Annotated in this window: 13 protein-coding genes; 4 read left to right on the plus strand and 9 right to left on the minus strand. The window is 66.3% G+C overall.

The features are described 5' to 3' along the window. The first annotated feature begins 98 nt into the window (after positions 1-98). Positions 99-617: a hypothetical protein gene (locus ACVWYP_RS11760; RefSeq protein ID WP_028341094.1), complete on the plus strand. Its 519-nt coding sequence runs from the start codon at positions 99-101 to the stop codon at positions 615-617. A 182-nt stretch (positions 618-799) separates the two neighbouring features. On the opposite strand, the gene ACVWYP_RS11765 is transcribed toward ACVWYP_RS11760, so the two are convergent. From ACVWYP_RS11765 to ACVWYP_RS11775, 3 genes are all read right to left on the minus strand, one after another. Next, on the minus strand, positions 800-1,063 hold the full coding sequence (locus ACVWYP_RS11765) for a hypothetical protein (RefSeq protein WP_028341093.1): 264 nt from the start codon (positions 1,061-1,063) through the stop codon (positions 800-802). Between the two features lie 203 nt (positions 1,064-1,266). After that, the gene (locus ACVWYP_RS11770) at positions 1,267-1,746 is read right to left on the minus strand and encodes a hypothetical protein (protein ID WP_245288728.1); all 480 of its coding nucleotides are present in this window, start codon (positions 1,744-1,746) and stop codon (positions 1,267-1,269) included. 500 nt (positions 1,747-2,246) lie between these two features. Then, on the minus strand, positions 2,247-3,023 hold the full coding sequence (locus ACVWYP_RS11775; protein WP_304498749.1) for a protein phosphatase CheZ: 777 nt from the start codon (positions 3,021-3,023) through the stop codon (positions 2,247-2,249). Positions 3,024-3,334: 311 nt separating this feature from the next. On the opposite strand from ACVWYP_RS11775, the gene ACVWYP_RS11780 reads away from it, so the two are divergent. Beyond that, positions 3,335-4,141: a L,D-transpeptidase family protein gene (locus ACVWYP_RS11780; RefSeq protein WP_304498750.1), complete on the plus strand. Its 807-nt coding sequence runs from the start codon at positions 3,335-3,337 to the stop codon at positions 4,139-4,141. Positions 4,142-4,350: 209 nt separating this feature from the next. On the opposite strand, the gene ACVWYP_RS11785 is transcribed toward ACVWYP_RS11780, so the two are convergent. The 6 genes from ACVWYP_RS11785 to ACVWYP_RS11810 all read right to left on the minus strand — a co-directional run bounded on the left by ACVWYP_RS11785 (position 4,351) and on the right by ACVWYP_RS11810 (position 10,586). After that, positions 4,351-5,214: a DUF2076 domain-containing protein gene (locus tag ACVWYP_RS11785; protein ID WP_411784775.1), complete on the minus strand. Its 864-nt coding sequence runs from the start codon at positions 5,212-5,214 to the stop codon at positions 4,351-4,353. A gap of 181 nt (positions 5,215-5,395) precedes the next feature. Next, positions 5,396-6,238, minus strand: a complete 843-nt coding sequence (locus ACVWYP_RS11790) for a ChbG/HpnK family deacetylase (RefSeq protein WP_304498752.1) — start codon at positions 6,236-6,238, stop codon at positions 5,396-5,398. After that, positions 6,235-7,281, minus strand: coding sequence for a glycosyltransferase family 2 protein (locus tag ACVWYP_RS11795; protein WP_028341088.1), 1,047 nt, complete (start codon positions 7,279-7,281; stop codon positions 6,235-6,237). Before ACVWYP_RS11795 ends, ACVWYP_RS11790 begins: the two co-directional genes overlap by 4 nt. A gap of 142 nt (positions 7,282-7,423) precedes the next feature. After that, positions 7,424-8,401: an ATP phosphoribosyltransferase gene (gene hisG / locus ACVWYP_RS11800; RefSeq protein WP_016848035.1), complete on the minus strand. Its 978-nt coding sequence runs from the start codon at positions 8,399-8,401 to the stop codon at positions 7,424-7,426. Beyond that, on the minus strand, positions 8,398-9,564 hold the full coding sequence (locus tag ACVWYP_RS11805) for an ATP phosphoribosyltransferase regulatory subunit (RefSeq protein WP_304498753.1): 1,167 nt from the start codon (positions 9,562-9,564) through the stop codon (positions 8,398-8,400). Before ACVWYP_RS11805 ends, hisG begins: the two co-directional genes overlap by 4 nt. 272 nt (positions 9,565-9,836) lie before the next feature. Beyond that, positions 9,837-10,586, minus strand: a complete 750-nt coding sequence (locus tag ACVWYP_RS11810; protein ID WP_304498754.1) for a 16S rRNA (uracil(1498)-N(3))-methyltransferase — start codon at positions 10,584-10,586, stop codon at positions 9,837-9,839. A gap of 457 nt (positions 10,587-11,043) precedes the next feature. Here ACVWYP_RS11810 and ACVWYP_RS11815 point away from each other — a divergent pair, with 457 nt between their 5' ends. Together ACVWYP_RS11815 and ubiA are read left to right on the plus strand one after the other, a co-directional pair. Then, the gene (locus ACVWYP_RS11815; protein WP_028341084.1) at positions 11,044-11,775 is read left to right on the plus strand and encodes a hypothetical protein; all 732 of its coding nucleotides are present in this window, start codon (positions 11,044-11,046) and stop codon (positions 11,773-11,775) included. A gap of 10 nt (positions 11,776-11,785) precedes the next feature. Beyond that, complete coding sequence (gene ubiA, locus ACVWYP_RS11820; protein WP_304498755.1) at positions 11,786-12,718, plus strand: 4-hydroxybenzoate octaprenyltransferase; 933 nt, start codon at positions 11,786-11,788, stop codon at positions 12,716-12,718. Positions 12,719-12,767 lie beyond the last annotated feature (49 nt).

A 12,767-nucleotide genomic window follows, 5' to 3' on the forward strand; every position in this document is an offset into this window, starting at 1 on the left:
GTAGCGATGACGTAATTTTGTCAGACGTCATTGCTCCGCCTTAAGTTTTACGCTTGGCTGCAGGACGGGTGCGGCCGGGACATAGTCGGGGGATGCATATGATCAGGTCACTCAACGCGCGATTGGTCGCACGGTTCGCGGCTGTTTCGGCGCTGACGACACTCTTGGGGGCGTGCGGCAGCATGAGCCTGCCGTCGTTGTCGTCGAATCCTGAGCCGGCGCCAGCCGAGCCGGGCGTAGCCCCCGAAATGCCCGCAAGCATCCGCGCCGACGAGATCGTCGGCCGCTGGGGTCTCGCCTCGTTCCAGAATCCCGCCGACCGCGCCCGCACCGAGGCCGCCGCGCGCGGCCAGTGCAAGCAGCCTTACGTGATCGGCGCCGGCCAGAACGGCGGCGTCATCATGCATCTGGCCGACCAGGCCACCCCGCAGGAACTGCGGCTGAAGGGTTCCCCGAGCGGCAAGAACTATATCGGCCCGCCAGGACCGACGCCCGGCGAGCAGGACCGCGAGATCGTCTCGTTCGACGGCCGCGTCATGATCACCCGCTTCGTCGACAAGGACGCCGGGGTCCGCTACGGCAACATGGTCTATGTCCGCTGCGCCCCGAGGGCGTAACGGCGGGACTTCGAGCTATCTGCCGACATAGGGCCGCACAGTCGGCGCACCTCTCCCCCTGTGGGAGAGGTCGGCTTGCATCGCCAGATGCAATCCGGGTGAGGGGTCTCTCTTCGCGAGTGATCCTCTCGCGATCCGCGTGTGCGGCGACACCCATTCATCCGGCGCCGCAAACAACTGTCTTATCGCCGCACGCCAACCCGATTGACGCCGCCATTCAGGTTGCCGCCCGCATTGTGACGGACCGCGGCGCGCGCCACCGGACGCGGCCTGAGCACGACGCCCGCCCTCGCCACGCAACCCTGCGGATAACCGACATAGGTGCAGTAAACCACGGCCTTGGCCGGTGCTGAACTGACGGCGACACCGGCGATCCCCAACATGAGGCTCGCCGCAACGCCCGCAAGCGTCACGGACCTGGTCGAGAGAATGTTCGTCCGACGCATGGTGATCCTCCTCATCGCACGCGAACCGAAAGGTGATGGCGCCGCTTCAGATGCGGCCCAAGGTTATCTTCAGCGGCAAGGGGGAGGTGACGTTGACGTAGATCAACGGCGGGCGCGACCCGTCGCTCCGTGAGATCGATTTGCCTCATCAAGAATGAGGACGGCTCAACGAGCCGCCCTCCTGGAGCGCCGTTGCGCCGACGTCACTGGCAGACGTACATGCGGCCGTCAGCCATCTTCGTCATCGTGCCAGGTTCGCAGCCGATGCCATTAGCTGCCTTGTACTCCGTCCATCCGGCGTATCCGTAATACGGACTGATCCTTTGGTAGGCTCGTGCCGGATAGTAGGGCTGGCCAAAGTAGGGATCCGTCTGGGCGGCATACGAATTGGTCCAATCGTTTGTGCCCCAGCCGGAATAGGCCGGCGCGGTAGCGGCCGCTGCGGCGACGGCTGCCGTAGCGGCGACACCCGCGCCAACCCCGTATCCGTACGCGGCGCGCCGGGTTTGGCGACGCGCAACGCCCGCGACGCTCACGGGCGTCAGCGGTCGGCCCACACGCGCCTGGGCGCTTTCGACCGAAGCCGAAATGCCGCCCTGCTCAGACCAGGTGACGGAGAACAGTGTCGCACAAGCGAAAGTCGAGAGCGCAATTGCAGTATTCCTGACAATTCCTTGCGTCATGTTCAATCTCCAATGTTGAGTACTCCAGTGGCTCCCCCCAAAATCAGTGATCCGATAACAAGGCGGACGCGGTCAGCGCGAATGAATGAAACCCGCCGCTCATCGTCACAGCTACAAAAGGCGGCCTCGCGCTTCAGCAGCGTGCGAGGGATGGCAGTTCGCCCTCGTTGGATACGCACGGCGAGCGGCCGCGAACCTGTGATGGTGTGATGAGTGGACGTACCGCGCGGGGACGACCGGATTTACTCCGGAAGTCCCATGCAACCGGCACCCAATGTTGGCTCCCGGCATACGCATGACAATTTCCCCTCACGCACAGTATGCGTCAGCGACGCTGAGGCTGCCAGTAAATTTCCAATTGTCGCAATTGGCACAAACTGCATGTGGTGGCTGCGATTCGGGTGGTTCGTCTGTCTCCGATGACCCGCTGCGAGCGACCATGGCTCAACAAAAACGCCGGCCCTCGAGGCCGGCGTTTTGTATTCTGCCGATGCGAGCGCTCAGTTGAACATCGCGTCGATGTCGTCCTGCGAGGCGTGGCCGGCGTCGCCGTCGAGCTTCGGGCCGTTGAGCAGGCGGGCATCGCCCTCGCGGGTATCGACGATCGCCGGCACGTGCGACTTGATGGCGTCGACGCCGCCCCAGATGTTCATCATCTCGTTGATGTGCTGTTCGATGAACTTCATCGTCTGCATCACCTTGCTGATGCGCTGGCCGGTGAGGTCCTGGAAGTTGCAGGCCTCGAAGATCGAGACCACGCGCTCCTGAATATCCTCGCTGAGCCGCTTCTGCTGGTCGGGCGTGACGTTGTTCGCGAGCGCGGTCGCAGCCTGGTCGATCGCCTCCACCGCCTCGAGGATCTGCTGGGTGGCCTGTTCGGTGCCGCCGACCACGGCGCCGAGTTCGCCATTGACCTTGGCCATCTCCTCGCCGTTGAAGCTCTTGCCGTGCAGCACGGCGATCTCGCGCTTGGTGCGGCTGATCGCGTCGTGGATCAGATCGAGCTCGACCTTGAGCTTCTCGCACTGTTCGACCTGCGCACGGTAGGTCTCGAGCAGCGCGTGGGTCTCGGCGACTTCGCGGGCGACCGCGGCATCGACGCTGTCGCCGCTGCGCTGTGCCGGTGCTGCGGCCATCTGGGCGCGGATCGAGCGAAGCTCGGCCATGATCTCGCGATGCATCGGACCGAGATCGGCGCCGCTGGAAACATCCGGCTCCGGCACCACAACCTCGCCCATCGCCTGCTCGACACGAAAACGCTTGCGCTTCACTGACATGATTTTCATTCCCGCCCCTTCACTGAAGTCCGTTCTAAACAGAGCGGATTTAACGTCAGGTTCACGCCGGAACTGTTTGCGCGGATAGCGCGCAAGCGCGGCGATACCGGCGATTAACCATGTCGCCGCGCCGTTCACGCAAAATAAACGCTGTCAGGGAAAACCGCGCTCCATTGCCGACGTGGTGAATCGAAACGGCCGACCCGTTTACCAAACCGATGCGGTTTTCATTGCTTATTGACCACGTGCAATGGCGCAAAGTCGGCGCCCTCGCTCATCACGTCACGACGAAACCAGTACAGAGTACGTCGATGTTCAGGAAAACTACGCTTGCGCTGCTCGCCGGCGCGTCTTCTCTTATTGCCGTTCCACATCACGCCATGGCGATCGACGCGGCAGCGCCCGCCGAGCCTGCCGTCATCTATGCCAATCAAGGCGCTCCACAGCCGCCGATGCGCACCGCCTATGTGCAGCCGCAGCGCTCCAACATGGGCGGCGGCTTCATCGAATTCCTGTTCGGCGATGCACCGTCGTCGCAGGGTTATTCGCCGCAGCCGATGTATCAGCAGCAGCCCGGCTATTACGGCAACCGTCAGCTGCCGCCGATGGATCCGCAGCAGCAGATGCTCCGGCAGCAGGAAGAGGCCGCGGGCGACCCCGCGCAGCGTCCGTTCGATCCGAGATACGAGAAGCAGCTGGTCGACTATTCCGGCAAGGAAGGCGCCGGCACCATCGTCGTCGATACGCCGAACAAGTTTCTCTATCTGGTGCAGGGCGACGGCCGCGCGCTGCGCTACGGCATCGGCGTCGGCCGGCCCGGCTTCACCTGGGCCGGCGTGAAGACGATCTCGGCGAAGAAGGAGTGGCCGGCCTGGACGCCGCCGCCGGAAATGCTGGCGCGCCGTCCGGACCTGCCGCGGCACATGGAAGGCGGCCCGGAGAATCCGCTCGGCGCCCGCGCGATGTATCTGGGCTCTTCGCTCTACCGCATCCACGGCTCCAACGAGCCCTGGACGATCGGCACCAACGTCTCGTCCGGCTGCATCCGGATGCGCAACGAGGACGTCATCGACCTCTACGGCCGCGTCAATGTCGGGGCCAAGGTCGTCGTGATGTGAGGTTGGTTTTGAAGCAGCTGCCCCAAAGATGGTGTCGTCCCGGCGAAAGCCGGGATCCATAACCACAGGCGGTTGTTACTGAGAGAAGCTGTAACCCCAGCCGTGTCAAATCCCGCACGGTTGTGGTTCTGGGTCCCGGCTTTCGCCGGGACGACGGAATCAAAACGGCCGCTCGATTGGAGCGGCCGTTGTCGTTTCAGCGATCGCGTTTACGCGTAGTTGCTGTCGTCACCGTCGCCGCCGCCACCATCGAAGCCGTCGTCATCATTGTCGAAGTCGTCGGCGTCCTGATCATCGTCACTGTCCCGGTCGGCCTGCGCCTGGTCGAACGCGCCGGCGCGCGAGCCGGAATCACTGTCGCGACCGGACGAACTGACATCGTTGATCCCGGCGTCACGGGCGAGGTCGCTCGACGACTGGTCGCCGCCCCAAGGACGCGAACCGCCCAAGCCACTGGCGTCCGCCAGCGACTGGTGGCTGCCGCCACCCATCATGCCGCGGATGCTGGAGAGCAACAGTCCGCCGCCGACCACGCCGGCTGCGGCCGCCGCTGCGGTGCCGAGGAACGAACCGCCGCCGCCACCGGGAGCGCCACCGCCGAACGCCGGCGGCTGCGGGCCGCCATAGCCCTGGCCGTAGGGTTGCGCGGGCTGGCCGTAAGGCTGGCCATAGCCGCCGCCGGCCTGCTGCATCGCCTGGCCCGAGTTCCAGACCGGGCGGCCGCCCGGATCGCGGCCGCCCATGTCGGGCGCCCGCACCGGCGGCACCGAACCATGCTGCTGGCCCTGTCCGCCGAAGATCGCGTCGCGCATCGAATCGAGGAAACCGCCGCCCTGCTGCTGGGCTCCCTGCTGCTGGCCGACCGCGGCCTCGAGTTCCTGGATCCGGTCATGGGCGCGCTTCAGCGCCTCGTCCTGAACCAGCGCGGTCTGCACCAGCGCGTAGACCGCATTCGGCGCGCTGCGCAGGCCCTGCACGATCGCGGACATGGCCTCGCCGTCGCGCGGGGCATTCTCCAGCTTGGCGAGCCGGTCGAAGAGATCGTCGATCAGTTGGCGTTCTTGCGGTGTCATGGCGTTCTCCATCGCGCCGATCGAATCGGCGCGTCCGGGATGTATGACGGGCTTTGTGGCGCAAGGAGTGGGGGCCAGAATTAAATTTATGTATGCGACAATACGACCGGCGGTTTTTCGTGAACCTTAAAGCGTTTTCGAGCGAAGCCTGCCCCGCACTTGATGCGGGGTAGGGACCGGTTCAGGCCAGTGTAACTTTATTCAGGGCCAGCAGCGCGGGGAAATCGTCGCCTGCCAGATAGGCATGCTCGGTCTCGCGCTGCGTCGTCAGCGGGTCGAGGCTTTTCAGCGTCTCGTCGACGAAACCGGGATGGCACATCACGAGCCCGTCCTCCGGCATGCCGTCGAGGAAGCCCTGCATCAGCGCCGCGAAATCATTGCCGCGCGTAAAATCATAGGCGCCGGCGAAGGCCGGATTGAACCGCAGGCCCGCTCGCTGTGCCTTGATCCGGAATTGCGTGCTGAGCACGTTCAGCACCAGCGCCTTCGGCGCCGCCAGCTGGCGCGCCAGCGGGCCTTCGCGTCCGCACTGCCGCACCCAGGCGTCGGGCGCGCGCTCCTTCACGGCGCGCAGGAAGCCGTCGCGCACCTGCGGGAACAGCTGCGCGTGCTGGTGGCCGTCGACGAAGTCGGGTGCGCGGCCGAACAGATCGTGGAAGGCGTCGAGCTGCGCCAGCACCTCGGCATGGACCAGTTCGGCGTCGAGCCGGTGCATCAACCCGGCGCGCAGCAGCCGTGGGAAGGGCAGGAACATGTCGCCGTCGAGCGGGCGGAAATGCATCGTCAGCGGCCGGAACGGCGCGGTCAGCGTCACATGCAGCCCGATCGCGCAGCGCGGGCTGTTCGCCACCGACGCCGTGAGCGCGCTGGCTGCATCGCGGCCGATCGCCGGCGTCACCATCATCACCGACGTCGCATTGAGGCGCCCGCGCTCGATCAGATCGCGGATCGCGCGGTTGACGCCGTCGCTCAAGCCATAATCGTCAGCACACAGCCAGATCCGGCGCGGCGTATCGGTGTTCATTCCGCGGCGGTCCGCTCGGAGGCATTTTGCGCCGCGCCGCCGTCGGCGTGCTTCTCGGTGTGCTCGGCGACGAAGTAGATCGGCCGCGCCTTCAGCTCGGAGAGGATCTTGCCGATATATTCGCCGACGATGCCGATCATGATCAGCTGCACGCCGCCGATCGTCATCATGCCGATCATCAGCGACGGATAGCCGGGGACCTGCTTGCCGGTCGTCAGCACTTCCCACAGGATCGAGAGGCCGAACAGGAACGCCGCGCCCGCGAGCAGCGCGCCGAGCAGGCTGGCAAAGCGCAGCGGCGCCACCGAGAACGAGGTCAGGCCCTCGATCGACAGGCCGATCAGCCGGCCGGCATTGAAGGTGGTGACGCCATGCGCGCGCGGCGCCGGCTCGTAGTCGACGCGGATCTGCCTGAAGCCGATCCAGCTGGCGAGGCCCTTGAAGAAGCGGTTGCGCTCCGGCAATTGCCGCAGGGCCGCGGCCGCGCGCGGCGACAGCAGGCGGAAGTCACCGGCATCCTCCGGGATCTGCTGCCGGGCGCCCCAGTTGATCAGCGCGTAGAAGCCGCGTACGGCCAGCCGCCGCGCGGCCGATTCATTGTCGCGATGCGCCTTCGCCGTGTAGACCACGTCGTAGCCGTCATCGATCCAGTGTGCGACCAGTTGCTCCACGAGCGTCGGCGGATGCTGGCCGTCGCCGTCCATGAACAGCACCGCGCCGCGGCGGGCATGGTCGAGGCCGGCCATCAGCGCCGCCTCCTTGCCGAAATTGCGCGACAGCGACACCACCTGCAGGTCGAGCCCGTCGGCGGGCAGGCCGCGCGCGATCGTCAGCGTGTTGTCCGCGCTGCCGTCATCGACATAGATCACCTCGCAGGCGAGGCCGTAGCGGGCGCGCAGCGTCCTGGCGAGGCTGACCAGCCGCTCATGCAGCGCCGCAAGCCCGGCCGCCTCGTTGTAGACGGGCACGACGATCGACAGACCCTGCCCGGCGGCGGTCTTGGCGGTCGTGGTCAGGCTGGAAACGTCAGAGCCCAGCATCATCGGTCAGGTTCCGGAACTAGAGCGTTTTTCGAGCGAAATGGCCTTCCGCCTCGCACGAAGAAGCCGCGTCAAAACGAGAGATCCCTCGAACACAATATGGTACCGCAGGGCAGCTGTCGCCAACATGAACGGCGTGGCCGCCTCATTGTCGCAGGAACGCCTCAAGCCGGGCGAACAGCGGGTTCTCGCGATCGAACACATAGTCCAGCGACACCACCGACACGGTTTCGGCGCCGTGCTCGCGCAGGAAGCTGCCGAGCGCGTAGAGCTTGCCCGGTGGGCAGTGCAGCGTAAGCATGCCCGACGAGGTCGGGCCGCCGAACGGGGCGACGACGCCGAAGCGGTTATGTGCCTCCGACAGCAGCGCATCGTTGCAGCCGGCGAAGCGGGTGCGGACCTCGCGATACTTGCTGGCGCGGGCGCGCGCCGCGATGTGGTCGAGGATGACGCGCGCGGTCTCGCGGGCTCCGGTCGACCAGTCGGCATCCCGCGACGCAACGAGGTTGGCCTGGCTGCGCAACATGACGCCGTCGTCGAGCACCTTGAGCCCGTTGGCGGTGAGCGTCGCCCCTGTCGTCGTGATGTCGACGATCAGTTCGGCGGTGCCGGCGGCGGGCGCGCCCTCGGTGGCGCCGGCGCTTTCGACGATGCGGTAGTCGCCGACGCCGTGCCTGGCAAAGAAGCCGCGCGTCAGATTGATGTATTTGGTCGCCACCCGCATGCGGTGATTGTGCTGCTCGCGGAAGCCGCTTGCGACGTCGTCGAGGTCGGCCATGGTGCGGACGTCGATCCAGGCCTGCGGCACCGCGACCACGACATTGGCGTAGCCGAAGCCGAGGCCTTCGATCATCAGCACGCGCTTGTCGGCATCGGGAATGCTCTCGCGCACCAGGTCCTCGCCGGTGACGCCGAGATGCACCGAGCCGCGGGCCAGATTGGCCGCGATCTCGCTCGCCGAGAGATAGGCGATCTCGACATTGTCGACGCCGGCGATGGTGCCGCGATAGTCGCGGGCGCCGCCGGCCTTCGACAAGGTCAGCCCGGCGCGGGCGAAGAAGCTTTCGGCGTTTTCCTGCAGCCGCCCCTTGGAGGGCACGGCGACGACGAAGGGCGTGCTCATTGGGCGCCTCCGAAGCAGGTGGCCTCGCCATGCCGGGTCATCGCCTCGATCCAGACCGAGAAGCCGACCGCGGGGATCGGGCTCGCCGAGCCGAGCTGCGTCATCAACCCGTCATAGCGCCCGCCGGCGACCAGCGGCTCGGCGCCGTTGCCCTTGGCGTGCAGCTCGAACTCGAAGCCGGTGTAGTAGTCGAGGCCGCGGCCGAACGCGGTGGAGAACCGGGTCTTTCGGATGTCGATGCCGCGCGCGGCCATGAAGCCGATCCGGCTCTCGAGCTGGTCGATCGCGGCGGCAAGATTGAGCTTGGCGTCGGAGGCAAGCGCGCGCAGCTGCGCGACCGCGTCGTCGGGATCGCCCGCGATCGCCAGGAAGCGCTTGATGGTCGCGACCGCGTCACGCGGCAGCGCGCCGCCCTTCAGCGTCGATTGCTCGAGGAAACGATCGGCGATCTCGGCGACCGTGCGGCCGCCGACATTGGTGGTGCCGGCGATCGACATCAGATCGGTGACCAGCGCCAGCGCCGCCTTGCGGTCGGAGCCGGCCAGCGCAGCGAGCACGCCCTCATATTCGTTGCGGCCCGGCGCGGTCTTGAGCGTCAGCTGCTCGATGTCGTCGGTCAGCGAGACCTTGCGGTTGAAGTCCTTGATCAGCCGGCGCCGCCACACCGGATAGAGGTCGAGCGCATCGATCAGCGCGTTGAACAGCGCGACGTCGCCGGTGCGGATTTCGACGTCCTTCAACCCGAACGCCGTGGTCGCCTCCAACGCCAGCGCCAGCATCTCGGCGTCGGCCGCGGCACGGTCCTGCCGCCCGAACGATTCGATGCCGGCCTGCAGGAACTGGCTCGGCGCACCGCCGCGATAGCGGAACACCGGGCCGAGATAGCTGAAGCCGGCGGGCTCGCCGGCGCGGGCGGAGGCGAGGTAGTCGCGCGCCACCGGGATCGTGAGGTCCGGGCGCAGGCAGAGCTCCTCGCCGCTCGGGTCCGTCGTCAGGTAAAGGCTCTTGCGGATGTCCTCGCCGGAGAGATCGAGGAACGGCTCGGCCGGCTGCAGGATCGCGGGCTCGGACCTCTGATAACCGGCCTGCGCGAACGAGGCCAGCAGCGCATCCGCCCAGACGGCGGATCCGGCGGCGGATCGTGGTGCGGCAGCTTCGGTCATCGCGACGTCCAATAGGTCCGGATTCGGTTCCGGTGGGGGGGGGGGTTCCAAGGGTGGTTCGGGGCAGCCCTTACCATGGCCGGATCGGGGTTTCGACAGCGATCGGCCAAGTGGCTTAATGATTGCGTGCGTTAACGATTTTACGACGGCTTGGCTAGGGGCAGATGTTCCCCACAACCGGGTGGCCGTAGCCCGGATGAAGCGCAGCGAAATCCGGGGCATCTCTCGCGCCGCCGACGGGCTTTCCCGGATTGCGCTTCGCTTCATCCGGGCTACGCAGAACGCCAATCCCCCAGTGCGGCTTGCACCAGTGCCAGCGCGGCGACGGCGGCGGTGTCGGCGCGCAGGATGCGCGGGCCGAGGGCGAGGCGGAGGATGGCGGGCTGGCGCAGCAGCAGCGCGCGCTCTTCCTCGGCGAAGCCGCCTTCCGGGCCGATCAGGACATCGATCCCGGCATTCGCAGCCTTTGCGGTTTGCAGCGCCCGCACCGGGCTTTCGACCTCGGCGGCCTCGTCGCAGAACACCAGCAATCGCGCCTGATCGCGCCCCGCCAGGAAACGTTCGAGGGGGAGGGGATCGGCGACCTCGGCGAGCGAGATGATGCCGCATTGCTCGGCCGCCTCGACCACATTGGCGCGCATCCGCTCGCCGTTGACCCGCGACACCTGGGTGAAGCGTGTCAGCACCGGCACCAGCCGCGCGGCGCCCATCTCGACCGCTTTCTGCACCATGTAGTCGAGCCGCGCATGCTTCAGCGGCGCGAACACGTAGCTGACGTCGGGCAGGCGGTCCTGCGCGCGGGTCTGTGCTGATACCGTCAGCATGTCGGCCCGCTTGCGGCCGGAAATCTCCGCGCGCCATTCGCCGTCACGCCCGTTGAACACCAGCACGCTGTCGCCGGCGTTAAGCCGCAGCACGTTGCCGAGATAGTTGCTCTGATCGCGTGCGAGCGGAACGGTTGCGCCGGCGCCGAGCGGGGCATCGACAAACAGGCGGGGGCTGCGAAAATCGTGTTCAGGCATGTCCGAGGCGGCTTCATTGCGGTGTGGCAGGTTTACCAAACGATGCGACACCGTAGTCCCGCGGACTCGTCAGGAACTCGCCGGCCGGGTAGTAAGGAGGCGTCGATATATTGCTTCAGTCACCAAGTCATTTCTTTAGTCCAAAGGGGCCGCTTGCACGCAGCCCCTTTTGCTTTTCAGTCGCCCGTGCGCGGCAATCCGGCCGTTAATCCAAACCGAGGCCTTGCCGAAAATCGCGTTCAGGCAAATTTGATGGTCCGGTTTTACCGCCGTTCGTAGCCTAAAGGCTTAGAATCGGGGAACAATTTAATGTGGCCGGTGTGGCCCTACGCCGCGCTGTCGCCCAAATCGACGGGTTGTTAAGGCCTCACAGGAATCGTAAAACGCCCCCAAAATTCGTTGCTTCGTTTTTGTTGCGCTGGGGTTGCCTGGACCTTTTGCCGGAGAAACACCCTCGATGATCCGCCGACTGATCGTGCTGACCGTTGCCGCGACCGCCCTGTCCGTGGGGCAAGCCGCCGCGCAGAGCGCCTTTCCGGCCCCGTTGCCCAATCAGGCCGGTAAGGCCGGCACCGCGTCCGACCCCGCGTTTCCGCCGGTCAATGGTATGCGTCCAAGCCAGGCCGGAACCGCCTCGGATTCCGCATTCCCGCCGGTCAACGGCGCGCCGGCGGCCAGGGTCGGTGCCACGCCATCGGCATTTCCGAGCAGTGGCGCGGCCCCCATCGCCGGCGGCGGGGTGTCGTCGCCGCCCCCGCCAGGTGCGGGTGGTGGTGCCGCCGACGCCTGCATGAAGAATTTCACGCCGCTGCGTGAGGATGCGGAGAAGCGCGGCAAGGCGATCAAGGCGGCGAGCGATCGCCACGCCAGCCCCCAGGAGGCCTGCAAGCTGATCGGCAATTACAGCCAGGCCGAGATCAAGATGATCAAATATGTCGACACCAACGCGCAGAAGTGCGGAATTCCGCCGCAGATCGCCGACCAGCTGAAGGCCGGGCACAAGAATACCGAAGCGCTGCTGAAGAAGGTCTGCAATGTCGCGGAGCAGGCCGCGGCGCAGCCGCGCGGGCCTGCGGGGCCGAGCTTGAGCGACGTGCTCGGCTCGTCCGCCTCGCTGCCGGAAGCGACGCCGACCAAGAAGGGCGGCAGCACCTTCGATACGCTGAACGGCAACGTCCTCACCCGTTGATGGATCACCCATGAGCGACGTCTCCACCCGCGTTGCCGATTCCACAGGCAACTGGGTGGATACCCATGCGCCGGTCTGGTCGCGGCCCTATCTGCGGCTTGCGCGCTACGACCGGCCGATCGGCTCCTGGCTGCTGTTGATGCCGTGCTGGTGGTCGGCGGCGCTTGCCGCCGGCGTCGCGCAGGATGTCCGCTCGCTGCCGCTCGTGGTCCTGCTGTTCTTCATCGGCGCCTTTGTGATGCGCGGCGCCGGCTGCACCTGGAATGACATCACCGATCGCGATCTCGACGCCAAGGTCGAACGCACGCGGTCGCGGCCGATCCCCGCCGGGCAGGTCACGGTGACGCAGGCGGTGGTCTTCATGGTCCTGCAGGCGCTGATCGGGCTTCTCGTGCTGCTGCAGTTCAACCGCTTCGCGGTGATGACCGGCATCGCCTCGCTTCTGATCGTCGCGATCTACCCGTTCATGAAGCGGATCACCTGGTGGCCGCAGGTCGTGCTCGGCCTCGCCTTCTCCTACGGCGCGCTGATGGGATTTGCGGTGACACTCGCGCGCATCGATCTGGCCGCGATTGCGCTCTATGCTGGGTCGATCGCCTGGGTGATCGCCTACGACACCATCTACGCCCATCAGGACGCCGAGGATGATGCGCTGATCGGCGTCAAATCCACCGCGCGCCTGTTCGGTGCACGCACCCATCGTGCGCTCGTGATCTTCTATGGTCTCGCCGTGCTCTTGATCGGCGTGGCATTCGCACTCGCGGGAGCGCGCTGGCCCGCCTGGATCGGCCTTGCGGCGTTCGCGCTGCATCTCGCCTGGCAGGTCCGGCGGCTCGACATCAGCGATGGCGCGCTCTGCCTGCGCATCTTCAAGTCCAACCGCGACGCCGGCTTCATCCTGTTCGCGAGCCTGATCGTCGACGCGGTGCTGCGCGCGGCGTAGCCGCGCTCCCTCACGCGGATGTCTGACTCACCGGCCGAACCACACATTC

The sequence above is a fragment of the Bradyrhizobium sp. USDA 3262 genome (assembly GCF_054060035.1).

Excerpts from the sequence above, each read along its gene's own strand:
- ACVWYP_RS11760 (WP_028341094.1), top strand. The coding sequence starts at position 99 with ATGATCAGGTCACTCAACGCGCGATTGGTCGCACGGTTCGCGGCTGTT.
- ACVWYP_RS11765 (WP_028341093.1), bottom strand. The coding sequence starts at position 1,063 with ATGCGTCGGACGAACATTCTCTCGACCAGGTCCGTGACGCTTGCGGGC.
- ACVWYP_RS11770 (WP_245288728.1), bottom strand. The coding sequence starts at position 1,746 with ATGACGCAAGGAATTGTCAGGAATACTGCAATTGCGCTCTCGACTTTC.
- ACVWYP_RS11775 (WP_304498749.1), bottom strand. The coding sequence starts at position 3,023 with ATGTCAGTGAAGCGCAAGCGTTTTCGTGTCGAGCAGGCGATGGGCGAG.
- ACVWYP_RS11780 (WP_304498750.1), top strand. The coding sequence starts at position 3,335 with ATGTTCAGGAAAACTACGCTTGCGCTGCTCGCCGGCGCGTCTTCTCTT.
- ACVWYP_RS11785 (WP_411784775.1), bottom strand. The coding sequence starts at position 5,214 with ATGACACCGCAAGAACGCCAACTGATCGACGATCTCTTCGACCGGCTC.
- ACVWYP_RS11790 (WP_304498752.1), bottom strand. The coding sequence starts at position 6,238 with ATGAACACCGATACGCCGCGCCGGATCTGGCTGTGTGCTGACGATTAT.
- ACVWYP_RS11795 (WP_028341088.1), bottom strand. The coding sequence starts at position 7,281 with ATGATGCTGGGCTCTGACGTTTCCAGCCTGACCACGACCGCCAAGACC.
- hisG (WP_016848035.1), bottom strand. The coding sequence starts at position 8,401 with ATGAGCACGCCCTTCGTCGTCGCCGTGCCCTCCAAGGGGCGGCTGCAG.
- ACVWYP_RS11805 (WP_304498753.1), bottom strand. The coding sequence starts at position 9,564 with ATGACCGAAGCTGCCGCACCACGATCCGCCGCCGGATCCGCCGTCTGG.
- ACVWYP_RS11810 (WP_304498754.1), bottom strand. The coding sequence starts at position 10,586 with ATGCCTGAACACGATTTTCGCAGCCCCCGCCTGTTTGTCGATGCCCCG.
- ACVWYP_RS11815 (WP_028341084.1), top strand. The coding sequence starts at position 11,044 with ATGATCCGCCGACTGATCGTGCTGACCGTTGCCGCGACCGCCCTGTCC.
- ubiA (WP_304498755.1), top strand. The coding sequence starts at position 11,786 with ATGAGCGACGTCTCCACCCGCGTTGCCGATTCCACAGGCAACTGGGTG.